Genomic DNA, 26,107 nt, shown 5'->3' with positions numbered 1-26,107 from the left:
CCAGGCCGATCGCGTTGAATCGGTGGATCACGTCGCGGACGGTGTCCTCATCGGCCTGTACCAGCTGGGCGATCACCGGCACCCGGTTCCCTCCGGCCGAGGCCAGCAGCATCATCGCGCGCCGGTAGCGCACCGAACTGGTGCTGCCCCCGGCGCACGATCTGCTGCAGCTTCTGCCCCTCCTGGTCGGTCAGTCTGCGCACACGGACCTGCTCAGCCACCGCGCCTCCAGCGGTCGGGATCGGTCGTCCCCCCCCACATCCAACCGCCACGACCACCAATCCGGCGAACCGATCCGGTCAGAGCACTAGGTGGGCATGCTCGGGATTCGGTTGCGCAAGGCGTAGGCCTCCCGCGGCGAGGCCGCGGCGCGCAGCCGCGTCCCCGCTGCCCGTACGGTGGGCGCGAACACGGCCCTGCTGCTCCTCAGGGAGGCGCGCGGACGGTGAGCCGGGCGCCGGCTCCAGGCCGTCCGTGGCCTTCCTGGACGCCTTCGGCATGGTGGCCCCGACCGCGCTGGACAGCGCTGCCGAGGCCCATCTGCCCTGTGCGCGCTAGAAGGTCAGGTTCCAGGCGTCGATCTTGCCGGTGTCGGAGGCGGCGTTGTCGTTGACGCGCAGCTTCCAGGTGCCGTTCGCGACCTCCGAGGAGGCGTTCACGGTGTAGGTCTGGGTGATGTTGTCGGTGCTGCCGCCGGCGTGGTTGTGCAGCGTGTATTCGGTGCCGTCCGGTGCCACCAGGTCGACCTTCAGGTCACCGATGTAGGTGTGCTTGATGTCCACACCCACCTTGAGCGTGGCCGGGGCGTTGCCGGTCACACCGGTGACGGTGATCGAGCTCTCCACGGTCGCGTTGTCGTTGATGGCGAAGTCCGCGAGGTTCTCGAAGTACGTGCCGGACGGCGGGGTGGTGCCGACGGCCTTGAGGGCGTCGACCTGTCCTTCGCCGAAGAACGAGTTGTTGGCCGTCGTGCCCGTGCACCGGCTGTCCGAAGGGCAGGCGATGTCGTTGGCCTGCTCGGCCAGCTTGGCGCGGAGTTGCGCCGGGGTGATGCCCGGGTTGGCGCTGGCGATGAGTGCCGCCACGCCGACCACGTGCGGGGTGGCCATCGAGGTGCCGCTCTTGCTGCCGTAGCCGCCGCCGGGGACGGTGGAGTACACGCTGCTGCCCGGCGCCGCGACGTCGATGACGCCCTGCCCGTAGTTGGAGAACGAGGCCTTGGTGACGCCCGTGCCGTTGGCCGCGACCGTGACCACGCCCGGCAGCTCGGTCGGGATGTCGAGGCAGGCGTTGGTGATGGTGCGGGTGACCGGTGTCGAGTCGTTCGGGCTCGCGGAGTCGGTCGTCTTGTGGGCGAGGTCGTAGTTCTCGTTGCCCGCGGCGGCGATCTGGAGGGAACCCTTGCCCTCGGCGTACTCCTGGGCGCGCTCGACGCCCTCGATGATGGCGGCCTGGTCGATGTTGTCCGGGCAGTTGAACTGCCACGGGTCCGTGTAATAGCTGTTGTTGGTGACCTTGAAGCCGTGGTCACCGGCCCAGACGAAGCCGCAGATGGTGTTCTCGGCGAAGAAGAAGGAGTTGCCCGGCTCGGCGACCCGGACCGCGGCGATCTTCACCCCGGGGGCCACGCCGACGACGCCCTTGCCGTTCTTGGCCGCGGCGACGGTGCCCGCCACGTGGGTGCCGTGCGTGTCGACGTCCCGCCAGGCGCCGGTACGGGTGTCGGGCTTGCCGTAGGCGCAGGAGACCGAGTCGGCCGCGTCGAAGTTGGGCGCCAGGTCCTGGTGCTGGTCGTCCACACCGGTGTCCAGGATGCCGACCGTGACGGATGCGGAGCCCGGGTTCACGGCCCAGGCCTGGTCGGCCTTGATCTGGCTCATGTCGGCCCGGACCGGTTCTCCGGCCGGGGTCGAGGCCTGGGCCGGATTTGCCGGGAGCGCCGGGTTGTAGGCATCGGCCGGGACGTCCGAGGTGCGTGTGGCGCCGACCTGCTGCACGCCCGCGACGCCGCGCATGGCGGCGGCGAATCCGCTGGACGCCGAGTGGGCGACGATCACGCCGATGGCGGCGTAGTCCGAGAAGACGGTGCCGCCGTTGGCCGTGATCGCGGAGCGGACCGCCGCGTTGTCACCGGGGGCCGTGATCACGAGGTAGGCACGCGTGCCGGCCACCCAGGCCGCACTCGGGGATGCCGGCACGGCGGCCGGGGCGTGGGCCTTGGCGGCCGGCGCGGTGGAGGAGGCGACGGGGAGCGTGCCCGCGAGGGCGCCCGGGGTGCCGAACGCGAGGGCGGCGCCGAGTGTGGCCGCCAGCACCAGTGTGCGTCTGGGGCGGCTGGACATGTGGGGTATCAATGCGTCCTCCGGAGACGGCCCGGCCGCGCTGATGGCAGTGGCCGGGCCGTACGAAACGAGTGGTGGATGCAAGATGTCAGGTGCATGCCCTAGTGCGGAAGTACCTTTCCGCGCAGGGACGTCACAGAGGCATGGCTGAAAAGAGACCTGCTCCAGGCGCTTCCGCCGGTGCCGAAGTGCCGGCTATTTCGCTGATTCCGCGGCTCCGGCCGCTGCCGCGAGCAGTCGGCGCAGGGCGGCGACGCCCTCCTCGGTGCGGGCCGGCCCGTCGGACGTGACCTGGTGGAAGACCAGGCCGTCCAGGGCCGCGAAGACGATCTCCGTCATCTCTTGCGGCACGTCGAAGCAGGCCAGCGCCTCGCGGACGGCGTCGCGGTAGGCGTCGTAGAGCATGTCGACGTGGCGGCGCAGTTCCGGGCGGCGGTTGGATTCGAGCTTGAGTTCGTACTGGAAGGCCTGGAGGTCCGGGTCGTCCGCGATGAAATCGGCCAGGGTCGCGGCGAAGTCCTCCAGTCTGCCGCTGGCCGGAACCAGTGAGGAGGTCTCGATGCTGCGTGTGACGCACCAGCGCAGCGCCTCTTCGAGCAGGGTGTCACGCGAACCGAAGTGGTGGGCCACCAGCCCGTGCGTGACACCGGCTTCGGCGGCGACGGCCCGGTAGGTCAGTTTCCGCAGGCCGTCACGTGCCACCACTCTGACGGCCGCGGTGAGCAGCGCGTCACGTCCCTCACCGTAGCCGGGTCTGGTGTCCGGACCTGCCGCACCGTCCCCTCCTGTCGTGGTGGCCACGCGCTCTCCCCTGTGTCCGTGCGCTCCCTTCCCGGCAATCTATCCTATTGACAAGTTATCCATATGGATAGATTCTCGCTGCAGCGCACGCCCCCTCTGCACAGGAGTCCCCATGGCCGTCCCCGAAGGACTGAGCACCACTCCGTTCGCCCCCCGGTACGCCGACCGCGTCGAGGAGTGGATCGACGTCTACGGCAACGCCGTTCCGCTCGCCATCGGCGACCCGGCGGAGGAGTACCAGGCCGTCCGCACCGCCGTCGGCGCCTCGGAGTACTCGATGCTCTACAAGTGGCATGTCGAGGGCGAGCGGGCCGTCGCCGCCGTGGACGCCGTCTTCTCACGCAGCGTCCGCGGGCTCGGGGCCGGACGCATCGCGTACGGGGTCGTGGTCGACGCGGACGGCATGATGATCGACGACGTGACCGTCGCCGTGCTCGCGCCCGACCACGTCGTCGTCACCGGCGGCAACCCCGCCACCCAACAGGCCCTTGCCGCGCACGCCCCGGCCGGCACCACGGTCACCGAGCGCCGCGACGACTTCGCCGTCCTCACCCTCCAGGGCCCGCGCAGCCGCGCCGTCCTGCAGCGCCTCACCCATGTCGACGTCTCCGACGCGGCCTTCCCCTACTACACCTTCCTCCAGGACACCCTCGTCGCGGGCATCCCGTCGCAGGTCGGCCGGCTCGGATTCACCGCCGAACTCGGCTACGAGATCCAGGTGCCGCGCGAGCGCGCGCTGGAGCTCTGGGACGCGGTCCTCGACGCGGGGGCGGACCTCGGTATCAGGGCCTTCGGCGCGCTCGCCCTGCTGACCTGCCGGACCGAGGCCGGGATGATCATGGGCGAGCTGGAGTACGACCGCACGGTCACGCCGTTCGAGTGCCGGATGGGCTGGGCGCTGGACTTCGACAAGGGACCCTTCCAGGGCCGGGACGCGCTGCTGGCCAAGAAGGCCGACGTGACCGGACGGGTCGTCAGCGTCGTCGTGGACGCCGCGCCGGAGGCCGCCGAGGGCGCCCGGCTGGAGCTGGACGGCCGGGACGTCGGCCACGTGACGATGGCGGTGTCGTCGCCCGTCCTCGACGGCGCCACCCTCGGACTGGCCCGGGTGCACCGCGACGCCGTGCGGCCCGGCACCGCGCTGACCGTCGTCGCCGCCGACGGCTCCCGGGCCGACGCCACGGTCCGGCCCACGCCCGTGTACGACCCCGAGCGCGCCCGCGTACGGGCCTGAACCAGGAGACCACAGCCATGCAGCGCTACATCCTGACCGTGAGCTGCCCCGACCAGCCGGGCATCGTGCACGCGCTCTCCGAGGGAATCACCCGGGCCGAGGGCAACATCCTGGAGAGCGCCCAGTTCTCCGATCCCGGCACCGGGACGTTCACCATTCGTGTCCTCCTGGAGACCCCCGAGGCCGACGGCGAAGGCCTGCGGGACGCACTGTCCCTGCGACTGGCCCGCTTCGACCCCGTCCTGTCCCTGCGGCCCGAGGAGCAGCGCCGGCGCGTGCTGCTGATGGTGTCGAAGTTCGACCACTGCCTCGTCGACCTGCTCTACCGCTGGGGCCTCGGCGAGCTCCCCGTCGACATCCCGCTCGTCGTCTCCAACCACCCCGATCTGGCGCCCGTCGCCGAGCGGTACGGCATCCCGTTCGTGCACCTCCCGGTCACCCGGGACAGCAAGCCGGAGGCGGAGGCCGAGCTGCTGCGGCTGGTGGCCGGGCACCGGGTCGACTTCGTCGTCCTCGCCCGCTACATGCAGGTCCTCTCCGACGACCTGTGCCGCAGGCTGTCCGGCCGGGTCGTCAACATCCACCACTCGTTCCTGCCGGGGTTCAAGGGCGCCAAGCCCTACCACCAGGCCCACGACCGCGGCGTCAAACTCATCGGCGCCACCGCCCACTTCGTCACCGCCGACCTGGACGAGGGCCCGATCATCGAGCAGGACGTCGTCCGCGTCGGGCACCGCCACACCGCGCCGGAGCTGGTCGCGATCGGCCGGGACGTGGAACGCCTCGTCCTGGCCCGCGCCGTCCGGCTGCACGCGGAGGACCGCGTGGTCCTCACCGGTTCCCGCACCGTCGTCTTCTCGTGACGCACGCACCGAGAGGCCCGTACGACATGACCACCGCGACACTGCTCGACGGCAAGGCCGCGGCAGCCGGGATCAAACGCGAACTCGCGGCCCGGGTGGAGGTGTTGAAGCGCCGGGGCATCGCCACCGGCCTGGGCACCGTGCTGGTCGGCGACGACCCCGCCAGCCGCTCCTATGTCGGCGGCAAGCACCGCGACTGCGCCCAGGTCGGCATCGCGTCGATCCGGGTGGAGCTGCCGGCCACCGCGACGCAGGCGGACGTGGAAGCCGCCGTGCGGCGGCTCAACGCCGACCCCGCCTGCACCGGGTTCATCGTCCAGCTGCCGCTGCCCGCCCCCATCGACACCCATGCCGTGCTGGAGCTCATCGATCCGGACAAGGACGCCGACGGGCTGCACCCCACCAACCTGGGCCGCCTGGTGCTGGGCATCCCCGGGGCGCTGCCCTGCACCCCGCGCGGCATCATCGACCTGCTGCGGCGCCACCGTGTGCCCATCACCGGACGGCAGTTCTGCGTCATCGGCTGCGGTATCACCGTGGGCCGCCCACTCGGTCTGATGCTGACCCGCAGCACCGAGCACGCGACCGTGACCCTGTGCCACGAGGTCACCCGGGACACCGCGGCCCATGCCCGGGTCGCCGACGTGGTCGTGGCCGCGGCCGGCGTGGCCCATCTGGTCACGCCGGACTGGATCAAGCCGGGCGCCACGGTCCTTTCCGTGGGGATCACCCGGACCGTGGAGGGCATCCTCGGGGACGTCCACCCGGGCGTCGACCGGGTCGCCGGATCCGTGGCGCCGCCGGTCGGCGGGGTGGGGCCGATGACCCGCGCCATGCTGCTGACCAACATCGTCGAGGCGGCTGAACGCGCCTCCTCATGACGCACGGCCCGCGTGGTGTGCGTAGCACTCCACGGGGTCGCCCTCATGGCCCCAGGGCCAGGGTGTCACCAGCCCGTCGACCGCGGAGAAGACGGGGGCCGCTTCCCGCGTACGGCCCGCCAGGCTCAAGGCGTAGGCGAGCAGCCCCAGGTCGGCGACCGCGGCCGCGTGGCGCAGCCGGCCGGCGGGCATCCACTGCGCCAGGGCCTGGTCGAGCAGCCGCGCGATGTGCGGCTGTGCCCAGTACTGGCTGATCCCCAGCGTCCGCGTACCACCGGCGTCCAGGTCCCGGTGGTACTGCCGTACGGCCGCGGTCAACGGCAGGCAGGCCGTCGGCGCGGCCGGCGGCATGACCGCGACGACGTCGTCGAGGAAGTCCCGCAGCGCGGCCTGGCTTCCCTGCTCCTCCGGGGAGAGATGGCCCAGGATCTGCAGATGGGCCTCCCTGTGCCAGGGATCGCGCGCGTGGACCCCCTGCCAGACGGGGGAGAGTTCGGCGGTCGGCCGCCCCAGGATCCGGGCCGCCGCCAGCGCGCCCACCCAGGGGGTCGGATCGCGCGGGCCGGCCTCGGCGGCGAGGCGGCAGGTCTCCATCGCGCCCCGCGGATCGGTGGCCAGCTCCGCCCAGGCGGACAGGGCCAGCGCATCCGGATCGCCCGGCCGGCGCTCACGCCAGGCACGGGCCAGCGCGGGCACCGTGTGCGCGAGGACGCCGATCCGGTGGGAGCGGCGGTCCCAGTCGTCTCCCGTGTCCCTCAGCAGCCGCTCCACCTGGGCGACGGCGAGATCCTGCGGACCGATGCCGCGGGCGGAGGTGACGCTTCTCAGCACCCGGCCCAGCGGGACGTCGTCCAGTTCCGGGGCGAGACGGGGTTCGTTTCGTCTTCGGCCGAAGAGTGCCATCGCCGTGTCAGCGTCCGTCCTGGGTGTCGTCGGCGCGGCCGTCGCCGGGGCGGACGGCCGTCGGTCGGGTGGGTCTGCTCGTACGGCTCACGGCCGGATCCGGGTGGTCTGCGGTCCGATGTGATTCCCAGCGGTACGAGGGTGCGGCCGGCCGGGTCCCGGGGGAGCGGGAACCGGCCGGCCGCACTGGGGGAGCGGGATCCTCAGGGCCGTGTCGTCGTTCTGCCGCGCGTCACGCGGGCGGCGACCACGCCGAGGATCAGCACCACCGGAACCGTGACCTGGAGCCAGACGGCCGTGGTCCGGTCGCCGCCGATCAGCGTGGTGAAGTTCTCGACGACGAGCCAGATGGCGGCCGCTGCGCCGAGCGCGCCCAGCACGGGGGCGATCAGTGTGTTCCATGGCCGGGTGTCGGCACGCGAGCGGCGGAAGAAGACGACCACGGACGCCGAGGTGAGGAAGTACAGGAGCATGATGCCGAGGACCGCGACGCCGCTGAACCAGGAGAAGAGGGTCAGCACCGGGTCCTTGCCGAGGATCGCGAACGGCATCACCAGAAGCACGGAGATCGCGGTCTGCGCGACGCCGGCCACCCACGGCGAGTGGCGCCGGTTGATGGCGGTCAGCCCGTGCGGCAGCAATCCCTCGCGGCCGAGCGAGAAGAGGTAGCGGTTGGCGGAGTTGTGGAAGGCCAGGATGCCCGCGAAGAGCGAGGTGGCCAGCAGGATCGGCAGCACGTCGCCGGCCCAGCCGCCGAACAGGTCGGCGATCGGCGTGAAGACGAAGGACGTGGCGTCGCCGCTCTCCAGCGCCTTGCCCGCCTCGCCCGTGGCCCGGGACGCCCCGTGCGCGGAGACCAGCATCCACGAGGTGAACGCGAAGAACCCGGTGATCACCGCGACCGCGAGGTAGGTGGCCCGGGGGACCGTCTTGCGGGGTTCGCGGGCCTCCTCGCCGTAGATGGCGGTGGCCTCGAAGCCGAACATCGACGCCACGGCGAACATCAGCGCCACCCCCGGAGCGCCCTTGAGCGCGGCGGACGGCGAGAAGCTGTCGGAGAAGCCGAGCCCTTCGGGTCCCCCGCCCTTGAGGAAGGTCACGACGGCGAAGACGATCAGGATGCTGAACTCCGCCAGCACGAAGACGGCGAGGATCTTCGCGCCCATCTCGATGCCCGAGGCGCCGAGCACCTGGACGATCACCATGGTCAGCAGGGTCCAGACCCACCACGCCACATGGACGTCGGCGTAGTGCGCGACCAGGCCGCTCACCGTGGCGCCGTACAGGCCGTACATGGCGGCCTGGACGGCGCAGTAGGCGAACAGGGCGATCCCGGCGCTGCCGGAGCCGGCCGAGCGGCCGAGGCCCTTGCCGATGTAGGTGTAGAAGGCGCCGGCGTCGACGACATGGCGGCCCATGGCGACGAAGCCGACGGAGAACAGCAGAACGATGACACCGGCCGCGAGGTAGGCGGCCGGGGCGCCGGCCCCGTTGCCGATGGCGACGGCGATGGGTACGGCGCCGGCGATGCCGGTCAGTGGTGCCTGGGCGGAAAGGACGAAGAAGAGGATGCCCAGGACACCGAGAGAGTCGGGCTTGAGCTTGCCTGCCATGGATGCATCATGAGCGGTCTGCGCGGGGACCGCTGTCTGACTGTCCACTCGAATCACCTGCCGGAACGGGGGACGGGGAGGGGAGGAGCGAGAGTTCGTTTCAGGCCAAACAAGTTGCCCCATGCTGGGCTGGAACTATCCGTTTGGCAAGGGGGTGGGCGCGGAACTTTCGGCTGAGGGTGCGAGGAGGGTGCCGTTCGAGCCCGGAGCGCCACGCCTACTCGTGCACCGTGATGGCCTGGAGGGGGCAGACTTCGGCGGCCTCGTGCAGTTCCTCGCCGTTCGCCTCGTCCACGTCGGCCGTGTACACGTCGGTCGCGTGCGAGCGCAGGGACAGGCGCCCCTGGTCGTCGAGCGCGAACAGGTCGGGGGCGGCGTAGACGCACTGGCCGTGGTCCTGGCACTTGGTGAGGTCGACTTCGACCTTCATGACGGGCTCCTGTCTCTTCGGGGCGTGCACGGGGGTCAGTGGAAGCGGATGGGGAGGTGGGTGATGGTGCGCAGGAACTCGGTGTGGGCGTAGGAGGGCTCGCCCGCCGGTTCGACGCCGGAGAAGCGCTCGACGATTGAGCTGAGGACGACGTCGGCCTCGGCGCGGGCCAGGACCTGGCCCGCGCAGCCGTGCATACCGGAGCCGAAGGCGAGGTGCCGGCTCGCGGTGACCGGACGGGTGTGGTCGAAGACGTCGGGGTCGGGGAACACCTCGGGGTCGCGGTTGGCGGAGGCGATCAGCAGGGCGAGGGCCTCTCCCGCGGGGACCGTCGTGTCGCCGATGACGGTGTCCTGTGTGGTCAGGCGCACCACCATCGACTCCGGGGTGTCGATGCGCAGGATCTCCTCGATGATGCCGGGCCGTGCCTCGGGCTCGTCCCGGTAGGCGGCGAACAGCTCGGGCTTCTGTGCCATCAGCCGGATGCCGTGGTTGATGAGGTGCTTGACGTCGAGGTGGCCGACGGCGAAGAACAGGAAGATCGTGTGGACGACCTCCTCCTCGGTCATCCGGCCCTCGTCCTGCGCGGCGATGAAGGCGTCGATCAGCCCCTCGCCCGGCCGGGCCCGTTTGTCCGCCACCAGCCCGCGGATGTGGCCGGCGAACCAGGAGAGGGCCTCGGTGGTGGCCGCGGCCTCCGCGTCGTTGCCGCCCGGGCCGAGGCTGAGGCCGATCTCGTAGGTCCTGCGCTGGACGGTGAGCATCTCGGTCGGGGCGATGCCGAAGATGCGGCAGATGGTGTCGAAGGTGCACTTCAGGGCCAGCCCGTCGGCCACGTCCAGGACGCCGTCGCCCCGCTCGACCTCGTCGAGCACGGCCGCCACGGAGGTCCGCATCGCCTCGGACCACTGCTCGACCGCCTTGGGCGTGAACCAGCGGTTGGTGATGCGACGCAGCCGGGTGTGGTCGGGGGCGTCCTTGCCGAGCATCGTGTCGTGGATCGGGGCGGCGGGCCCGAAGTCGAGCTGTTGCACGCTCAGCGTGGGGTTGCGGATCAGCCGGGCGACGTCCTCGTAGCGGGAGACGGCGTACAGGCCGAGGGGGTGCCGGTAGACCGGGTGTTCCGCTCGCAGCCGTGCGTAGTACGGGTACGGGTTCGCGCGGAAGCCGGGGTCACGGAAGGGCAGCAGGTTCTCGGTGACGGGTGCGGGTCCGGCGGTGGTGAGGGTCATGGGCGGGGCACTCCTCGTACGGGAAGCGAGGCGGAGGAAGGGGGAGGGGCGGCGCGGACGAGGTGGCCGCCGGCTCTGCAACGTGAGAATTATCCATGCGGATAGTTCCGTCAATACTTCGCGTGGGTGTAATCGACTCTTTACTCGTTCGGAAACAAACGAGTCTCGGGTCGCCCCCTTGTGGACCCGCGGGGCCCCTCATATCGTTTGGTGCCAAACAAGAAATCCGGAGGCGCCACGATGACCACTCCCCGCATGCAGCTCGTGCTGAGCGAGAACTGGACCATGACCGGCGGCCGCGCGGATCTGCCGACCCTGGTCCGCTGGGCACGCGAGGCCGAGGACGCCGGATTCGACTCCGTGATGATCAGTGAGCACATCGTGCTCGGCCCCGACGCCGGAGCCCACGGCGTGATGGGGAACCCCCGCGACTACGCCCTGCCCGGCAACCAGGACCCCCACATGCCCTGGCCCCACTCCCTCGTCCTGCTCGGCGCCGTCGCCGCGGTCACCGAGCGCGTACGCCTCGCCGCGTCGGCGGTGATCGCCCCGCTGCGGCACCCCCTGCTCCTCGCCCGCGAACTCGGCACCCTCGATCTGCTCTCCGAGGGCCGGCTGATCGTGCTGCCCAATGTCAGCTGGAGCCGTGACGAGTACACGGCGCTCGGTGTCCCGTTCTCCCGGCGCGGCAGGCTCCTCGACGAGCATCTGGACATCTGGGCGAAGCTCTGGGGCCCGTCCCCCGTGTCGCACGAGAGCGAGTACTACGGCTTCCGGGACGTCTACTTCGAGCCCAAGGCCTACCGCCCGGAAGGCCCCCGGCTGTGCTTCGGCGGCGCGGGCATGCACGACGCGATGGTCCGCAGGATCGTCCGGTACGGCCACGCCTTCAACCCGCTGGGCCGGGTGACGCCCGAGGAGATGCAGACGCTCAAGACCGCGATGGCCGCCGCGGGGCGCGACATCGCCGACCTGGAGATGGTCGGCGGCACCCGCGCCGTGTTCCCCGACGACGACTCCTGCGCCGATCTCGCACAGGCCCTCGCACCCCTCCCCGAGCAGATGGCCCAGGGCTTCACCACCTTCTGCATCAAGCCCTCGCAGTTCACCGACGACCCGAACGGGGTGGGCGCGTTCTGCCGCGAGGTGATGCGCCGCGTGGAGTCCCTGACCGGCTGACAGCCGCGAGGGGGCGGCGCTGGGGTTGATCCGGCGGCGCTCCGGGGAGGACCCGGGGTGATGGATCGGTACAGGAGACACCTGGAGTCCGTGGCCCCGCCTGCCGGCGCGACCGGTGACCCGGGGCAGTTCACTCCCGCGAGCGTGACCTGGCAGCTGCACGGCGACCCCATGATGTGGGTCGCCGGCATCCGTGCCCTCTATCTCCAGGCGCTCCATCCCCGCGCCGTGCGCGGGGTCATGGAGAACTCCGACTTCCGGCGCGACGCCTGGGGCCGGCTCATGCGCACCGCGAACTTCGTCGGCACCACGACGTACGGCACCACGGAGGCCGCCGAGCAGGCGGGCGCCCGGGTCCGCAGGATCCACCGTCTGCTCTCGGCCACCGACCCCGGTACCGGCGAGCGGTATCCGGTCGACGAACCCGGGCTGCTGCTGTGGGTGCACTGCGCCGAGATCGACTCGTATCTGCACGTCCTGCGCCGCTCCGGCTACCCCCTCACCGACGCCGCCGCCGACCGGTATGTCTCCGAACACCTGGTCAGCGCCCGTCTGGTGGGCCTCGACCCGGCGGACGTGCCCGCCGACCGGGCCGCGTTGGACGCCTACTTCGAGAAGGTGCGGCCCGAACTCGCCGCCGGGGCCGATGCCATGGCCGTGGACGACTTCCTGCGCCGCCCGCCCACGCACCCCCTGCTCGTCCCGGCGCGCGCCCTGCTGTGGCGGCGCGTGGCGCGGCTCGCGTACGCCTCGCTGCCGCCGTACGCCCACGAGCTGTACGGCAGACCGGCGCCGCGCCCCGCCACCGTCACCCGGGAACTGCGCGCCATGGGCAGCTTGCTGCGCTGCATCCCCGCCCATGTGCGCTGGCAGCTCCCGCCGAAGCACATCCTGCGCGCCATGGCGCGCCTGGGCCCGCGGGCCCGCCCCGCCTCGCACAAGGTCCCGCTGTAAAGGTCCCGCTGTAAAGGTTCCGCTGTAGACGGACAGGCGGGGCGGGCCTGGCTCCCTCGCGGCTCAGTCCCAGCCCAGCTCCGTGTACGGCCGCCCGGCCCGGATGCCGTCGATCGCCGCCCGCGCGTAGCCGACCATCGGCTCCGGCAGCGCGTCCAGCGGCCACCAGTCCCAGCTCAGGCATTTGTCCGGTTCCAGGAGCCGCGGTTCGCCGGCCCAGCGGCGGGCGCGGAACACGAGCTGGATGCGGGGCCGCCGCCGGAAACCGTTGTCGACGTGGACGGTGTGCACCAGCTCCACGTCCGCCGGATCGATCTCCAGGCCCGCCTCCTCCCTGGCCTCCCGCACCAGACAGGTCACGGCCGACTCCTGTTCGCAGTGCCCGGCCAGGAAGTGGTGGGTCCGGGGCGCGAAGGCGGCGTCCGGATGGCGCAGCCCGAGCAGGACCTCGCCGTCCCGCTCCAGGTAGAGGTGGACGCCCAGGACGTGCGGGGCCTCCCACCGCACCGGCACGCTCCCGTCGCCCCGGTGCAGGGCGAGCACCTCGGCCGCCCAGGGCGCCACGACGAGATGCCGTACGGTCGCCGCGTCGAAGAAGGCGAACATGATGCCCTCGCCGACCGGGATCCGTGACGGATCGCCGTCCCAGCGCCCCAGGAAGACCGTGGTGTCGTGGGTGACGGTGAACCGGGTCATCCCCTCGACCACCAGTCCGGTCTCCTCCAGCAGCTCCCGCGCGACCGCCTCCTCCGGCGTCTCGTCCCCCTCCCGCGCCCCGCCCGGCAGCGACCAGGTGCCCGGATCCCAGATCGCCTTGTACGCGTCCCGCAGATGCAGCAGGTACTGCCCCCGCTCGTTGACCAGGAGCGCGGCCGTCTGGCTCGGCTCGGTGTCCATGGGATCCCCCTCGTATCCAAGCTGGCGTAGATCGTGTTACGAAGAACCATGCCTGCTCACGAGGGACACCACACCTACGACGCCGTAGTCGTCGGCGGCGGACACAACGGCCTGGTCGCCGCCGCCTACCTGGCCCGGGCCGGACGGTCCGTGCTGGTGCTGGAACGGCTCGGCGACACCGGCGGCGCCGCCGTCTCCACCCGCCCCTTCACCGGTGTCGACGCCCGCCTCTCGCGCTACTCCTACCTGGTCAGCCTGCTCCCGCGGAAGATCGTGGACGACCTCGGCCTGCGCTTCCGCGTCCAGGGGCGCACGATCTCCTCGTACACCCCCGTCGAGCGCGGCGGACGCCCCACGGGACTCCTCGTGGGCGGGGGAGAGGACCGCACCCGCGAGGCCTTCGCCCGGCTCACGGGCGGCGAGCGCGAGTACGCGTCCTGGCAGCGCTTCTACGGCATGACCGGGCGGGTCGCCCAGCGGGTCTTCCCCACGCTCACCGAACCCCTGCCCACCCGGGACGAGCTGCGCCGCCGCATCGACGACGAGGACGCCTGGCGGGCCCTGTTCGAGGAGCCGATCGGGGCCGCCGTGGAGGCGGACTTCAGCGACGACCTGGTGCGCGGTGTGGTCCTCACCGACGCCCTCATCGGCACCTTCGCCGACGCCCACGACCCCTCCCTCAAGCAGAACCGCTGCTTCCTCTACCACGTCATCGGCGGCGGCACCGGCGCCTGGGACGTGCCCGTCGGCGGGATGGGCGCCCTCACCGACGCCCTCGCCGCCGCGGCGCGCGACGCCGGAGCCGTCCTCGCCACCGGCCACGAGGCGGTCCGTATCGCCACCGACGGCCGCAGCGCCGAGGTCACCTGGCGCACCGCCGACGGCGAGGGCGTCACCACCGCCCGGCACGTCCTGGTGGGCGCCTCCCCGCAGGCCCTCGCCGCCCTTACCGGCGACACGCCGCCCGCCCCCGCCGAGGGCGCCCAGCTCAAGGTGAACATGCTGCTCAAGAGGCTGCCCCGGCTGCGGGACGGCTCGGTCGACCCGCGCGAGGCGTTCGCCGGCACCTTCCACATCGCCGAGGGCTACGAGCAGCTCGCCACCGCCCACGCCCAGGCCGCCGCCGGTGAGCTGCCGACCGCCCCGCCGTCCGAGATCTACTGCCACTCCCTGACCGACCCGTCGATCCTGGGCCCCGACCTGGTCGCACAGGGCTACCAGACCCTGACCCTGTTCGGGCTCCACACCCCGGCCCGGCTCTTCGAACGGGACAACGACGCCGTACGCGAGGAACTCCTCGAGGCCACCCTCGCCCAGCTCGACGCCCACCTCGCCGAACCCCTGGCCGACTGCCTCGCCCCGGACGCCGACGGGCGCCCCTGCATCGAGGCGAAGACCCCGCTCGACCTGGAACGCGACCTCGGGCTCCCCGGCGGCAACATCTTCCACCGCGACCTGTCCTGGCCCTACGCGGACGAGGGAACCGGCCGCTGGGGCGTGGAGACCCCGCACGCCAACGTCCTGCTCTGCGGGGCGGGCGCGGTCCGCGGGGGAGGGGTGAGCGGGGTGCCGGGGCACAACGCGGCGATGGCGGTCCTGGAGGCCGACCGGTAAGGCCCGCCGCCAGCAAATCTGACGGTCTATCAGAAAACCTCTTCCGTCGTCCGGTCCGCTGCGGCATCCTGCGCCCATGCAGACGGAGCTGAGCAATCACCTGGGAGTCGAGCACGCCGTCTTCGGCTTCACGCCGTTCCCCGCCGTCGCCGCGGCCATCAGCCGCGCGGGCGGCTTCGGCGTGCTCGGCGCGGTCCGCTACACCGCCCCCGACGACCTCAAACGCGACCTCGACTGGATCGAGGCGCACGTCGACGGACGGCCGTACGGGCTCGACGTCGTCATGCCCGCCAAGAAGGTCGAAGGCGTCACCGAGGCCGACGTCGAGGCGATGATCCCCGAGAGCCACCGGCAGTTCGTGCGCGACACCCTCGCCAAGTACGGCGTCCCGGAGCTGGCCGAGGGCGAGGCCTCCGGCTGGCGGATCACCGGCTGGATGGAGCAGGTCGCCCGCAGCCAGCTCGACGTCGCCTTCGACTATCCGATCCGGCTGCTCGCCAACGCCCTCGGCTCCCCGCCCGCCGACGTCGTCGCCCGCGCCCACGAGCGCGGTGTGCTGGTCGCCGCGCTCGCCGGGAGCGCCCGGCACGCCCGCAAGCACCAGGAGGCGGGCATCGACATCGTCGTCGCCCAGGGGTACGAGGCCGGCGGGCACACCGGGGACATCGCCTCGATGATCCTCACCCCGGAGGTCGTGGACGCCGTCGACCCGCTGCCCGTCCTCGCCGCCGGCGGCATCGGCAGCGGACGGCAGATCGCCGCCGCCCTCGCGCTCGGCGCCCAGGGCGTCTGGCTCGGCTCCCTCTGGCTGACCACCGCCGAGGCCGACCTGCACTCGCCCGCCCTCACCCGCAAGCTCCTCGCGGCCGGGTCCGGCGACACCGTCCGCTCCCGCGCCCTCACCGGCAAACCCGCACGCCAGCTCCGCACCGAGTGGACCGACGCCTGGGACGACCCGCACGGCCCCGGCACCCTCCCCATGCCCCTCCAGGGCCTGCTCGTCGCCGAGGCGGTCTCCCGCATCCAGAAGTACGAGGTCGACCCGCTGCTCGGCACCCCCGTCGGGCAGATCGTCGGCCGGATGAACGAGGTCCGCCCGGTCCAGGCGGTCTTCGACGACCTCACCCGGGGCTTCGAGCAGGCCGTGGACCGCGTCAACCGCATCGCCGGAAGGAGCGGACAGTGACCGCTGCGAGCACACCCCCCGCGGGCTTCTGGGCCCAGGCGGCCGCCGACCCCGACCGCACGGCCCTGATCGCGCCGGACGGCGAGGAGTGGACCGCCGGACGACTGCACGCCGCCGCGAACCGGCTGGTGCACGGACTGCGCGCGGCCGGGATGGAGCGTGGCGACGCCTTCGCCGTCGTCCTGCCCAACTCCGCCGAGTTCTTCACCGCCTACCTCGCCGCCACGCAGGCCGGCTTCTACCTCGTCCCCGTCAACCACCACCTCGTCGGCCCCGAGATCGCGTGGATCGTCGCCGACTCCGGCGCCAAGGTCCTCATCGCCCACGAGCGCTTCGCCGAGCAGTCCCGCCGGGCCGCCGACGAGGCCGGCCTGCCCGCCGATCACCGCTACGGCGTCGGAGCGGCCGAGGGCTTCCGGCCGTACGCCGAACTCCTCGACGGACAACCGGAGTCGGCCCCCACCGGCCGCACCCTCGGCTGGGTCATGAACTACACCTCCGGTACGACGGGCCGCCCGCGCGGCATCCGGCGCCCGCTGCCCGGGAAGCTCCCCGAGGAGGCGTATCTCGGCGGCTTCCTCGGCTTCTTCGGCGTCCGCCCCTTCGACGACAACGTGCACCTGGTCTGCTCGCCGCTCTACCACACGGCGGTCCTGCAGTTCGCGGGCTCCTCGCTGCACATCGGCCACCGCCTGGTCCTCATGGACAAGTGGACCCCCGAGGAGATGCTGCGCCTCATCGACGCCCACCACTGCACCCACACCCACATGGTCCCCACCCAGTTCCACCGGCTGCTCGCCCTCCCCGAGGCCACCCGGCAGGCGTACGACGTCTCGTCCATGCGGCACGCCATCCACGGGGCCGCGCCCTGCCCGGACCACGTCAAGCGGGCGATGATCGACTGGTGGGGCGAGTGCGTGGAGGAGTACTACGCGGCCAGCGAGGGCGGCGGCGCCTTCGCCACCGCCGAGGACTGGCTGAAGAAGCCCGGCACGGTCGGCAAGGCCTGGCCCATCAGCGAACTGGCGATCTTCGACGACGACGGCAACCGGCTGCCGCCCGGTGAACTCGGCACGGTCTACATGAAGATGAGCACCGGGGGCTTCGCCTACCACAAGGACGAGGCCAAGACCCGGAAGAACCGCATCGGCGACTTCTTCACCGTCGGCGACCTGGGCGTCCTCGACGAGGAGGGCTATCTCTTCCTCCGGGACCGCAAGATCGACCTGATCATCTCCGGCGGCGTCAACATCTACCCCGCCGAGATCGAGTCCGCGCTCCTCGCCCACCCGGCCGTCGCCGACGCCGCCGCCTTCGGCATCCCGCACGACGACTGGGGCGAGGAGGTCAAGGCGGTCGTCGAACCGGCTCCCGGCCAGGAACCCGGACCCGACCTCGCCGCCGCCCTCCTCGCCCACTGCGCCGACCGCCTCGCCGGCTACAAGCGCCCCAAGTCCGTCGACTTCGTCACCGAGATGCCCCGCGACCCGAACGGCAAGCTCTACAAGCGCCGTCTGAGGGAGCCGTACTGGGAGGGCCGCACCCGGCCGGTGTGATACTGAGACCCTGTCAGGCGCGACGGGGGAGTGGGCCGTGCGACTTCCGCAGGGGGCGGGCGAGTTCGGGCCGGCCGTCGTCGTGCTCGCCGCCATGACGGCCGTACGGCTCGGTCCGCGCCCGGAGGACGAGGGGCCCCTGTGGGCCGCCCTGGCGCTCGGTGTCGTCATCGCGGGCAGCCTGGCGGTGCGCCGCAGGCTGCCGCTGACGGCGTACACGGTCGGTACGGCGGGGCTCGCCGTGGAAGCCCTGACGGTGGGGCCCGGCCCGCTGACACCGGTGGCGAACCTCATCGGCGTGTACTACGTCGGCCTGTGCGCCACCCCGGCCAGGGCCCGGCTCGGCGCCCTGCTCGTCCTGCCCGGGGTGCTGACCTACTTCGCGCCGGAGGACCGACCCGCCTCGGTACCGGTCGCCGTCGTCTTCGTGTGGCTGCTGGTGTGGGCGGCCGGGTACGGCACCGCGCGCCGGGGCCGGGAGGCGGAGATCCGCAGGGCGGACCGGCGGCGGGAGGACGTGCTCGCCGAGCGGGTGCGGATCGCGCGCGAACTGCACGACGTCGTCGGGCACTCCGTGAACGCCATGCTGGTGCAGGCGGGCGCCGCCCGGGTGGTGCTCGACACCCGGCCCGACCGCACCCGTGAGCTGCTGGCCGGCGTCGAGCGCACCGGCCGGGACGCCCTCACCGAACTCGACCGGCTGCTCGGCGTCCTGCGCGCCGAGGAGGAGCCCGACGACCGGGACGACCCCCTCGGCCTCGGACGGCTGGTGCGGCCGCTCGCCGACGCGGGCATGGAGGTCCGGCTGGACATCGCGCCCGAGGCCCGTGAACTGCCCCCGCAGCTGCGGACGTCGGTCCACCGGATCGTCCAGGAGGCCCTCACCAACGCGCTCCGGCACGGCCGCGCCCGCACCGCCGAGGTCACCGTCGGCCGCCGGGACGACACCCTGCTCGTACGGATCGCGGACGGGGGCGAAGGTCCCGCCCCGCACTACCGTCCCGGTCGCGGCCTGCGCGGCATCGGCGAGCGCGCCGCCGCCCTCGGCGGCCGGGTCGAGCACGGGCCGGGCGACGACGGCGGGTTCACCCTGAGCGTCGGGGTGCCGCTGCCGTGAACCCGGCCCTGCGGGTGCTGCTCGCCGACGACGACCCCCTGCTGCGCACCGGTGTCGCCGTCGTGCTCGAAGCCGCCGGCATCGAGGTCGTCGGCGAGGCGGGCGACGGCGTCCGGGCGGTGGAGCTGTGCCGTGAACTGGCGCCGGACCTCGTCCTGATGGACGTCCGCATGCCCGGCCACGACGGCATCGAGGCCACCGGCCGGATCGTCGCCGCCGGCCTCGCCACCCGGGTCCTCGTCCTGACCACCTTCCCCGACGACGACTACGTGTGGCGGGCCCTGCGCGCCGGAGCGCACGGCTTCCTCCTCAAACGTGCCGCACCGGAACGGCTGGTCGACGCCGTCCGCACGGTCGCCGCCGGACACACCCTGCTCGACCCGCTGGTCACCCGGCCCCTGGTGGACCGTCTCGTCACCCCGCGCGGCACACCGGACGACACCCGGCTGAGGCACCTCACCTCCCGCGAGACCGAGATCCTGCGCCTGATCGCCGAAGGGCTGTCCAACGCCGAACTCGCCGACCGGCTCGGGATCGCCGAGTCGACCGTGAAGACCCACGTCAAACGCATCCTGCACAAGATCGGCGCCCGGGACCGCGCCGGCGCCGTGGCCGTCGCCTACCGTTCCGGGCTCGTGTGAGGGCGTACCCCCGTGGGGGTACCCCGGCGGGGGGACGACCCCCGCCCGGCACCGCCCTACCGTCGGCGCACAGGCGGCGAGACGGCGGGGGTGCGTATGAAGGTGCTGGGTGTGTGCGCGAACGCGGTGTGGCGTGCCGTACGCCCCGTCGACCGCTACCAGCGGCTGCTGTGGTGGTGCGGAACCGCCCTGACGGCCTCCGGGGTCTTCCACGGCGTGGTGGCCCTCATCGACTCCGCGCCCTGGTGGGGACCCGTGTCCTGGCGTAAACCGGTCGTGTTCGGGGTGTCCTTCGGGCTGCTGGTGTGGGCCGTGGTCTGGATCCTGCGGCAGCTGGCCGACCGCTGGTGGACCCGGGCCGCGGCCGGACTCGTCGTGTTCGGTTCCGTGGTCGAGGCCCTGCTGATCACCGCCCAGCGCTGGCGCGGCACGGCCTCCCACTTCAACCGGGCCACCGACACGGACGCCGCGGTCTGGGGCCTGATCGGCAACGTCGTCCTGCTGCTGGTCCTCGGTGTCGTGGTCCTGCTCGTGGCCGCGCTCATCCGGTTCGAGGGCGGCGCCGCCCCGCGGATCGCGGTGCTCGTCGGGCTCACCGCCGTGCTGGCGGCCGGGGGGATCGGGCAGAGGATGGCCGCCATCGGCGAGCAGACCTTCGACGACACGGGGCACGTCCCCTACGAGATCCTCTTCGGCGCGGCGGGCAGCGCCAAACTGGCCCACGCCGTCGGCCTGCACGGGCTCCAACTCCTCGCGGTGCTCGCCATCCTGTGCGAGGCCGGCCGGCTCGGCGCGCGTGCGGCGGCCGCCGTGACGGGCCTGGCGGCCCTCGGCTACAGCGCCTTCTTCGCGGCGATCACCGTCACCGCCTACGACGGACGCGCACCCCTGCACCCCTCCGCCGCCATGGCGGTCCTGCTCGCCGCCGGACTCCTGACCACGGCGGTGGCCGCACTCGTCGCCTTCACCCAGGCCTCCCCGCGGCGCGGGGCCCGGTCCCCCTTCCCCACGGTGGGAACGGGGCACGACACCGGCCGGGCGGGCCCGACTTGACCTGCCCCGGTGGCGCGCAGAGGATCATGTGCCATGACGTCCGGACACGGCAGCACGGTCGACGGGGTGCTGCGGCGCAGCGCCCACCGCACCCCGGCACGCGTCGCGGTGGAGTACCGCGACCGGACCTGGACCTACCAGGAGCTCGACGACGCGGTCTCGCGCGCGGCGGCCGTCCTGCTCGGCGAAGGGCTCGAACGGGGCGACCGGGTCGCTGCCTACGGCCACAACTCCGACGCCTACCTCATCGCCTTCCTCGCCTGCGCCCGCGCCGGCCTGGTGCACGTGCCCGTGAACCAGAACCTGACCGGGGACGACCTCGCGTACCTCGTCGAGCAGTCGGGCAGCGCCCTGGTCCTGGCCGACCCCGACCTGCGGGACCGGCTCCCGGCGGGCGTACGGACGCTGCCCCTGCGGGACGCCGACGGCTCCCTGCTCGCCCGGCTGGCGGACACCGCGCCGTACGACGGGCCCGAGCCGCGCACCGAGGACCTGGTCCAGCTGCTGTACACCTCCGGCACGACCGCCCTGCCCAAGGGCGCGATGATGACGCACCGGGCGCTGGTGCACGAGTACCTCAGCGCGATCACCGCCCTCGACCTCAGCGCCGGCGACCGCCCCGGACACTCCCTGCCGCTGTACCACTCCGCGCAGATGCATGTGTTCCTGATGCCGTACCTCGCGGTCGGCGCCACGAACCTCGTCCTCGACGCACCCGACGGCGACCTTCTCCTGGACCTGATCGAGGCGGACCGCGTCGACAGCCTCTTCGCACCGCCCACCGTCTGGATCGGTCTCGCGGGCCGCCCCGACTTCGCCACCCGTGACCTGAGCGGGCTGCGCAAGGCCTACTACGGGGCGTCGATCATGCCGGTGCCCGTCCTGGAACGGCTGCGCGAACGCCTGCCGAAGCTCGGCTTCTACAACTGCTTCGGGCAGAGCGAGATCGGCCCGCTCGCCACCGTCCTCGCCCCGGACGAGCACAAGGGCCGTATGGACTCCTGCGGGCGCACGGTCCTGTTCGTGGACGCCCGGGTCGTGGACGAGAACGGCGACGAGGTCCCCGACGGCACGCCCGGCGAGATCGTCTACCGCTCCCCGCAGCTGTGCGAGGGCTACTGGGAGAAGCCCGAGGAGACCGCCGAGGCCTTCCGGGACGGCTGGTTCCACTCCGGGGACCTCGCGGTGCGGGACGCCCACGGCTACTTCACGATCGTCGACCGGGTGAAGGACGTCATCAACTCCGGTGGCGTCCTGGTCGCCTCCCGTCAGGTCGAGGACGCCCTGTACACCCATGACGCGGTCGCCGAGGTCGCGGTGATCGGCCTGCCCCACGAGAAGTGGATCGAGGCGGTCACCGCGGTGGTCGTCCCGCGCGGCGAGGTCACGGAGGACGAACTCCTCGCGCACGCCCGGGAGAAGCTCGCCTCCTTCAAGGCCCCGAAGCGGGTGCTGTTCGTGGACGAGCTGCCGAGCAACGCCAGCGGGAAGATCCTCAAGCGGGAGCTGCGGGACCGGTTCACGGGCTGACCCTGCTTGGACTACCGGGCCACTCGGGCTACTCGGGCCGGTCCTTCGGGCGCTCGTCCACGATCCGCCGGATCTTCCCCACCGACCGTTCCAGCGACTCCGGTTCGACGATCTCCACGGCCACCGACACCCCGATGCCGTCCTTCACGGCCGCGGCGATGGCCCGCGCGGCGCTGTCGCGGTCCGCGGGGCCGGTGCCCGGGCGGGCCTCCGCGCGCACCGTCAGCGCGTCGAGGCGGCCCTCGCGGGTCAGCCGCAGCTGGAAGTGGGGCGCGACCCCCGGGGTGCGCAGCACGATCTCCTCGATCTGCGTCGGGAACAGGTTCACCCCGCGCAGGATGACCATGTCGTCGCTGCGGCCGGTCACCTTCTCCATCCGCCGGAACACCCGGGCCGTGCCCGGCAGCAGCCGGGTCAGGTCCCGGGTCCGGTAGCGGATCACCGGCATGGCCTCCTTGGTGAGGGAGGTGAACACCAGCTCGCCCTCCTCGCCCTCCGGCAGGACCTCACCCGTGATCGGGTCGACGACCTCCGGGAAGAAGTGGTCCTCCCAGATGTGCAGCCCGTCCTTGGTCTCCACGCACTCCTGCGCCACCCCCGGGCCGATCACCTCCGACAGCCCGTATATGTCGACCGCGTCGATCGCGAAGCGCTCCTCGATCTCCCGCCGCATCCCCTCCGTCCACGGCTCGGCGCCGAAGATCCCCACCCGCAGCGAGGTGGACCGCGGGTCGACGCCCTGCCGCTCGAACTCGTCCAGCAGGGTCAGCATGTAGGACGGGGTGACCATGATGATCCCGGGCTCCAGGTCCTGGATCAGCCGGACCTGACGGGAGGTCATCCCGCCGGACGCGGGGATCACCGTACAGCCGAGGCGTTCGGCGCCGTAGTGCGCGCCGAGTCCGCCGGTGAACAGGCCGTAGCCGTAGGCCACATGCACCGTGTCGCCCGGACGGCCGCCCGCGGCGCGGATCGAACGGGCCACCATGTCCGACCAGAGGGACAGATCGCCGTCCGTGTACCCGACCACCGTGGGACGGCCCGTGGTGCCGCTGGAGGCGTGGATCCGGCGGACGCGCTCGCGCGGGACGGCGAACATCCCGTACGGGTACTGGGCCCGCAGGTCCGCCTTCACGGTGAACGGGAAACGGGCCAGATCGGCGAGGCCCCGGCAGTCGTCGGGGTGGACGCCCGCCTTGTCGAAGGACTCCCGGTAGAAGGGCACCCGCGCGTAGGCGTGCCGCAGGGTGGCCCGCAGTCGCTCCAGCTGCACCGCCCGCAGGCCGGCCGCGTCGAGTCGCTCGCCCTCGTCCAGCAGGTCCCTCGTGTCCGCCATGGGAGCCTCCTTCGCCAAACCGCCTCAACCCTACCAATCCGGGCGACCGATCATTCGGTCGATCCGCTGTGGATCAGTAATCCAGGTCGAGGCGTGTCGGGCAAGGGGGCGGCCGGGGATTTCCGTCGCGTACGACGGGTTCACCGGGCCGGTGCGCTCAGGGGCTCTCCGCCGCCGCGACCTCGCGGGCCCAGCGGTAGTCCGCCTTCCCGCTCGGGGAGCGCCGGATGGTGTCGGCGATCACCAGCCGGCGGGGGATCTTGTAGCCGGCGAGGCGGGTCCGGCAATGGGTCTGGATCTCCTCCAGGGAGGGGCGCGGCGCCCCGGTGCGCACCTGCACCACCGCCGCCACATGATGGCCCCAGGTCGCGTCGGGTACCCCGGCCACCAGGGCGTCGTACACGTCCGGATGGGACTTCAGCGCCTGCTCGACCTCCTCGGGGTACACCTTCTCGCCGCCGGTGTTGATGCACTGGGAGCCGCGGCCCAGGACGACGACCACGCCGTTCTCGTCGACGGTGGCCATGTCGCCCAGCAGCACCCAGCGTTCGCCGTCCTTCTCGAAGAACGTCTCGGCGGTCTTCGCCGGGTCGTTGTAGTAGCCGAGCGGGACATGGCCCTGCTGGGCGACCCGGCCGACCTCGCCCGGGGCGATCGGTCCGTGCGTCACCGGATCGACCACCCGGGTACGGGAGTTGACCCGGATGCGGAAGCCGCGCTCGGGGCCGGAGTCGTCGGTCGCCGTGCCGTTGAAACCGGACTCGGAGGACCCGAAGTTGTTCAGCAGCATCGCGTGCGGCAGCAGCGCCCGGAACTGGGCGCGGACCGTGTCCGACATGATCGCCCCGGAGGAGGACACGCTGAACACCGAGGAGCAGTCGGTGCCCTTCATCGGCCCCTCCAGCGCGTCGATCAGCGGCCGCAGCATCGCGTCCCCGACCAGGGCGACGGCGTTCACCCGCTCCTTGGCGATCGTCCGCAGCACCTCCTCGGGCACGAACTTGCGGTGCAGGACCACCCGTTGGCCGAAGTTGAAGCCGATGAAGGCGGTGAGGGTGGAGGTGCCGTGCATCAGCGGGGGAGTGGGGAAGAAGGTGATCCCCGAGCCACCCGCCGCGACCCGCTCGGCGAGCTCCTCCGGCTTCTTCACCGGCTCCCCGGTCGGCGCCCCGCCGCCCAGCCCCGAGAAGAACAGGTCCTCCTGACGCCACATCACACCCTTGGGCATGCCCGTGGTGCCACCGGTGTAGATGATGAACTGGTCGTCGCCCGAGCGGTCCGGGAAGCCGCGCTCCGGTGACCCGGCCGCCTCGGCGTCCGCGAAGGCGGTGACCCCCTCGCCCGCCGGGCCGACGCGGACCAGGTGCCGCAGCGCCGGGGCCTGCGGCAGCGCGGCCGCCACCCGCTCCGTGAACTCCGCGTCGAAGACCAGGCCGACCAGATCGGCGTCCCGGTAGAGGTAGACCAACTCGTCCTCGACATAGCGGTAGTTGACGTTCACCGGCACGATCCGTGCCTTCAGGCAGCCCAGCACCGTCTGGAGGTACTCGACCCCGTTGTACAGATGCAGGCCGACGTGTTCCCCCGGGCGGATCCCGCTGTCCAGGAGATGGTGGCCGATCCGGTTGGCCGCCGCGTCCAGCTCCGCGTACGTCAGCCGGCGCTCGGCGCCGGTGCCCGGATGGTCGACGTACACGAGCGCCTCGCGGTCCGCCGCCACGTCGACGACCGACTCGAACAGGTCGGCAAGGTTGTACTCCACCGCTCCTCCTGACCCTGGGCGCCCCGGCTCCTGCAACGGTTCGCCGGTCATCAGAGCAAAGGGCGCGACAACAGGGAAGGGTCCTCACCAAGAAATCTGACTGAGTGTCAGAAAACTCTTGAAGTGCCTTCACGCCTCCTGCAACCTGTTCTCGTTCTTTCCGAGGGGAGATGTGCGATGGGCGGAACCGAACACCTCACCGTGCGGCGCGAGGGCGCCACACTCGTGCTCACGCTCAACCGGCCGGAGGCCAAGAACGCGCTCTCGATCGGCATGCTCGTCGGTCTGTACGACGGCTGGCTCGAGGCCGACGAGGACGACGCGGTCCGCTCGGTCGTCCTCACCGGGGCGGGCGGCAGCTTCTGCGCCGGCATGGACCTCAAGGCCCTGGCCGGGAAGGGCATGGAGGGGGAACAGCACCGCGACCGGCTCAAGGCCGACCCCGATCTGCACTGGAAGGCCATGCTGCGCCACCACCGGCCGCGCAAACCGGTGATCGCCGCCGTCGAGGGGTACTGCGTGGCGGGCGGCACCGAGATGCTCCAGGGCACCGACATCCGCGTCGCCGGCGAGTCCGCCACCTTCGGCCTCTTCGAGGTCAGACGCGGCCTGTTCCCGATCGGCGGCTCCACGGTCCGCCTGCAACGGCAGATCCCGCGCACCCACGCCCTGGAGATGCTGCTCACGGGCCGGCCCTACACCGCCCGGGAGGCGGCGGACGTCGGCCTCATCGGCCATGTCGTCCCGGACGGCGGCGCCCTCGACAAGGCCCTGGAGATCGCCGAACGCGTCAACGCCTGCGGGCCGCTGGCCGTGGAGGCGGTGAAGGCGTCGGTGTACGAGTCCGCCGAGATGACGGAGACCGACGGGCTCGCCGCCGAACTCAAGCGTGGCTGGCCGGTGTTCGACACCGCCGACGCCAAGGAAGGCGCCCGCGCCTTCGCGGAGAAGCGACCGCCCGTCTACAAGCGCGTCTGAGGAGC

22 protein-coding genes and 1 pseudogene are annotated in these 26,107 nt (G+C 72.1%); 13 read left to right on the top strand and 10 right to left on the bottom strand.

Features of this window, described 5'->3' with window-relative positions:
- From ABZ490_RS30455 to ABZ490_RS30445, 3 genes and pseudogenes are all read right to left on the bottom strand, one after another.
- A pseudogene (locus ABZ490_RS30455) lies at positions 1–221 on the bottom strand (helix-turn-helix domain-containing protein); the annotation flags it as partial.
- 333 nt (positions 222–554) lie between these two features.
- Positions 555–2,315 (bottom strand): S8 family serine peptidase, encoded by a 1,761-nt coding sequence (locus ABZ490_RS30450; RefSeq protein WP_358996879.1) that lies wholly within the window; start codon positions 2,313–2,315, stop codon positions 555–557.
- Between the two features lie 222 nt (positions 2,316–2,537).
- Positions 2,538–3,143 (bottom strand): TetR family transcriptional regulator, encoded by a 606-nt coding sequence (locus tag ABZ490_RS30445; RefSeq protein WP_358996868.1) that lies wholly within the window; start codon positions 3,141–3,143, stop codon positions 2,538–2,540.
- Positions 3,144–3,255: 112 nt separating this feature from the next.
- Between ABZ490_RS30445 and ABZ490_RS30440 the strand changes: the two genes are divergently transcribed.
- The 3 genes from ABZ490_RS30440 to ABZ490_RS30430 are packed head-to-tail and all read left to right on the top strand — an operon-like array spanning position 3,256 to position 6,121.
- Entirely contained in the window at positions 3,256–4,377 is a 1,122-nt protein-coding gene (locus tag ABZ490_RS30440; protein WP_358996865.1) for an aminomethyltransferase family protein, read from the top strand.
- Positions 4,378–4,394: 17 nt separating this feature from the next.
- Positions 4,395–5,240 carry a formyltetrahydrofolate deformylase gene (gene purU, locus ABZ490_RS30435; RefSeq protein WP_358996862.1) on the top strand — a complete coding sequence of 282 codons (846 nt, stop codon included), beginning with the start codon at positions 4,395–4,397 and terminating at the stop codon, positions 5,238–5,240.
- A 26-nt stretch (positions 5,241–5,266) separates the two neighbouring features.
- Entirely contained in the window at positions 5,267–6,121 is an 855-nt protein-coding gene (locus tag ABZ490_RS30430) for a bifunctional methylenetetrahydrofolate dehydrogenase/methenyltetrahydrofolate cyclohydrolase (RefSeq protein WP_358996859.1), read from the top strand.
- On the opposite strand, the gene ABZ490_RS30425 is transcribed toward ABZ490_RS30430, so the two are convergent.
- The 4 genes from ABZ490_RS30425 to ABZ490_RS30410 all read right to left on the bottom strand — a co-directional run bounded on the left by ABZ490_RS30425 (position 6,116) and on the right by ABZ490_RS30410 (position 10,299).
- Positions 6,116–7,024, bottom strand: a complete 909-nt coding sequence (locus ABZ490_RS30425) for a hypothetical protein (RefSeq protein ID WP_358996856.1) — start codon at positions 7,022–7,024, stop codon at positions 6,116–6,118. The two genes, ABZ490_RS30430 and ABZ490_RS30425, sit on opposite strands and share 6 nt — an antisense overlap.
- A gap of 203 nt (positions 7,025–7,227) precedes the next feature.
- Positions 7,228–8,685: an APC family permease gene (locus ABZ490_RS30420; protein ID WP_358996853.1), complete on the bottom strand. Its 1,458-nt coding sequence runs from the start codon at positions 8,683–8,685 to the stop codon at positions 7,228–7,230.
- A gap of 169 nt (positions 8,686–8,854) precedes the next feature.
- Positions 8,855–9,067 carry a ferredoxin gene (locus ABZ490_RS30415; protein WP_358996850.1) on the bottom strand — a complete coding sequence of 71 codons (213 nt, stop codon included), beginning with the start codon at positions 9,065–9,067 and terminating at the stop codon, positions 8,855–8,857.
- 35 nt (positions 9,068–9,102) lie between these two features.
- On the bottom strand, positions 9,103–10,299 hold the full coding sequence (locus ABZ490_RS30410; RefSeq protein ID WP_358996847.1) for a cytochrome P450: 1,197 nt from the start codon (positions 10,297–10,299) through the stop codon (positions 9,103–9,105).
- A gap of 240 nt (positions 10,300–10,539) precedes the next feature.
- On the opposite strand from ABZ490_RS30410, the gene ABZ490_RS30405 reads away from it, so the two are divergent.
- Together ABZ490_RS30405 and ABZ490_RS30400 are read left to right on the top strand one after the other, a co-directional pair.
- Positions 10,540–11,478 carry a TIGR03619 family F420-dependent LLM class oxidoreductase gene (locus ABZ490_RS30405; protein WP_358996844.1) on the top strand — a complete coding sequence of 313 codons (939 nt, stop codon included), beginning with the start codon at positions 10,540–10,542 and terminating at the stop codon, positions 11,476–11,478.
- A gap of 90 nt (positions 11,479–11,568) precedes the next feature.
- Complete coding sequence (locus ABZ490_RS30400) at positions 11,569–12,432, top strand: oxygenase MpaB family protein (RefSeq protein ID WP_358996841.1); 864 nt, start codon at positions 11,569–11,571, stop codon at positions 12,430–12,432.
- 63 nt (positions 12,433–12,495) lie between these two features.
- On the opposite strand, the gene ABZ490_RS30395 is transcribed toward ABZ490_RS30400, so the two are convergent.
- Entirely contained in the window at positions 12,496–13,329 is an 834-nt protein-coding gene (locus ABZ490_RS30395) for an NUDIX domain-containing protein (protein WP_358996838.1), read from the bottom strand.
- A gap of 48 nt (positions 13,330–13,377) precedes the next feature.
- On the opposite strand from ABZ490_RS30395, the gene ABZ490_RS30390 reads away from it, so the two are divergent.
- The 7 genes from ABZ490_RS30390 to ABZ490_RS30360 all read left to right on the top strand — a co-directional run bounded on the left by ABZ490_RS30390 (position 13,378) and on the right by ABZ490_RS30360 (position 22,026).
- The gene (locus ABZ490_RS30390; RefSeq protein WP_358996835.1) at positions 13,378–14,943 is read left to right on the top strand and encodes an NAD(P)/FAD-dependent oxidoreductase; all 1,566 of its coding nucleotides are present in this window, start codon (positions 13,378–13,380) and stop codon (positions 14,941–14,943) included.
- A gap of 76 nt (positions 14,944–15,019) precedes the next feature.
- Positions 15,020–16,129 (top strand): nitronate monooxygenase family protein, encoded by a 1,110-nt coding sequence (locus ABZ490_RS30385; protein ID WP_358996832.1) that lies wholly within the window; start codon positions 15,020–15,022, stop codon positions 16,127–16,129.
- Positions 16,126–17,685: an acyl-CoA synthetase gene (locus ABZ490_RS30380; RefSeq protein WP_358996829.1), complete on the top strand. Its 1,560-nt coding sequence runs from the start codon at positions 16,126–16,128 to the stop codon at positions 17,683–17,685. The genes ABZ490_RS30385 and ABZ490_RS30380 overlap by 4 nt, the downstream gene beginning before the upstream one ends.
- A gap of 37 nt (positions 17,686–17,722) precedes the next feature.
- A complete protein-coding gene (locus ABZ490_RS30375; RefSeq protein ID WP_358996826.1) occupies positions 17,723–18,802 on the top strand; it encodes a sensor histidine kinase in 1,080 nt (359 codons plus the stop codon).
- Positions 18,799–19,443, top strand: coding sequence for a response regulator transcription factor (locus ABZ490_RS30370; RefSeq protein WP_358996823.1), 645 nt, complete (start codon positions 18,799–18,801; stop codon positions 19,441–19,443). Before ABZ490_RS30375 ends, ABZ490_RS30370 begins: the two co-directional genes overlap by 4 nt.
- A 96-nt stretch (positions 19,444–19,539) precedes the next feature.
- Positions 19,540–20,496, top strand: a complete 957-nt coding sequence (locus ABZ490_RS30365; protein WP_358996820.1) for a hypothetical protein — start codon at positions 19,540–19,542, stop codon at positions 20,494–20,496.
- 33 nt (positions 20,497–20,529) lie between these two features.
- Positions 20,530–22,026 (top strand): acyl-CoA synthetase, encoded by a 1,497-nt coding sequence (locus ABZ490_RS30360; RefSeq protein ID WP_358996817.1) that lies wholly within the window; start codon positions 20,530–20,532, stop codon positions 22,024–22,026.
- A 28-nt stretch (positions 22,027–22,054) separates the two neighbouring features.
- Here the strand turns inward: ABZ490_RS30360 and paaK are convergent, their stop codons facing one another.
- On the bottom strand, positions 22,055–23,362 hold the full coding sequence (paaK, locus tag ABZ490_RS30355) for a phenylacetate--CoA ligase PaaK (RefSeq protein ID WP_358996814.1): 1,308 nt from the start codon (positions 23,360–23,362) through the stop codon (positions 22,055–22,057).
- A gap of 157 nt (positions 23,363–23,519) precedes the next feature.
- Complete coding sequence (locus ABZ490_RS30350; protein WP_358996811.1) at positions 23,520–25,124, bottom strand: acyl-CoA synthetase; 1,605 nt, start codon at positions 25,122–25,124, stop codon at positions 23,520–23,522.
- A 177-nt stretch (positions 25,125–25,301) separates the two neighbouring features.
- Between ABZ490_RS30350 and ABZ490_RS30345 the strand changes: the two genes are divergently transcribed.
- Positions 25,302–26,102, top strand: coding sequence for a crotonase/enoyl-CoA hydratase family protein (locus ABZ490_RS30345; RefSeq protein WP_358996808.1), 801 nt, complete (start codon positions 25,302–25,304; stop codon positions 26,100–26,102).
- Positions 26,103–26,107 lie beyond the last annotated feature (5 nt).

This window comes from Streptomyces sp. NPDC005811 (genome assembly GCF_040630405.1).
Lineage (GTDB): Bacteria > Actinomycetota > Actinomycetes > Streptomycetales > Streptomycetaceae > Streptomyces.
The sequence above is the reverse complement of the archived record's forward strand: the minus strand, read 5'-3'. Positions and strand labels throughout refer to the sequence as shown.

Bases quoted from the DNA above. Each gene is read 5' to 3' on its own strand.
- ABZ490_RS30440 (WP_358996865.1), top strand. From the start codon at position 3,256: ATGGCCGTCCCCGAAGGACTGAGCACCACTCCGTTCGCCCCCCGGTAC.
- purU (WP_358996862.1), top strand. From the start codon at position 4,395: ATGCAGCGCTACATCCTGACCGTGAGCTGCCCCGACCAGCCGGGCATC.
- ABZ490_RS30430 (WP_358996859.1), top strand. From the start codon at position 5,267: ATGACCACCGCGACACTGCTCGACGGCAAGGCCGCGGCAGCCGGGATC.
- ABZ490_RS30425 (WP_358996856.1), bottom strand. From the start codon at position 7,024: ATGGCACTCTTCGGCCGAAGACGAAACGAACCCCGTCTCGCCCCGGAA.
- ABZ490_RS30415 (WP_358996850.1), bottom strand. From the start codon at position 9,067: ATGAAGGTCGAAGTCGACCTCACCAAGTGCCAGGACCACGGCCAGTGC.
- ABZ490_RS30410 (WP_358996847.1), bottom strand. From the start codon at position 10,299: ATGACCCTCACCACCGCCGGACCCGCACCCGTCACCGAGAACCTGCTG.
- ABZ490_RS30405 (WP_358996844.1), top strand. From the start codon at position 10,540: ATGACCACTCCCCGCATGCAGCTCGTGCTGAGCGAGAACTGGACCATG.
- ABZ490_RS30395 (WP_358996838.1), bottom strand. From the start codon at position 13,329: ATGGACACCGAGCCGAGCCAGACGGCCGCGCTCCTGGTCAACGAGCGG.
- ABZ490_RS30390 (WP_358996835.1), top strand. From the start codon at position 13,378: ATGCCTGCTCACGAGGGACACCACACCTACGACGCCGTAGTCGTCGGC.
- ABZ490_RS30385 (WP_358996832.1), top strand. From the start codon at position 15,020: ATGCAGACGGAGCTGAGCAATCACCTGGGAGTCGAGCACGCCGTCTTC.
- ABZ490_RS30365 (WP_358996820.1), top strand. From the start codon at position 19,540: ATGAAGGTGCTGGGTGTGTGCGCGAACGCGGTGTGGCGTGCCGTACGC.
- ABZ490_RS30360 (WP_358996817.1), top strand. From the start codon at position 20,530: ATGACGTCCGGACACGGCAGCACGGTCGACGGGGTGCTGCGGCGCAGC.
- paaK (WP_358996814.1), bottom strand. From the start codon at position 23,362: ATGGCGGACACGAGGGACCTGCTGGACGAGGGCGAGCGACTCGACGCG.
- ABZ490_RS30345 (WP_358996808.1), top strand. From the start codon at position 25,302: ATGGGCGGAACCGAACACCTCACCGTGCGGCGCGAGGGCGCCACACTC.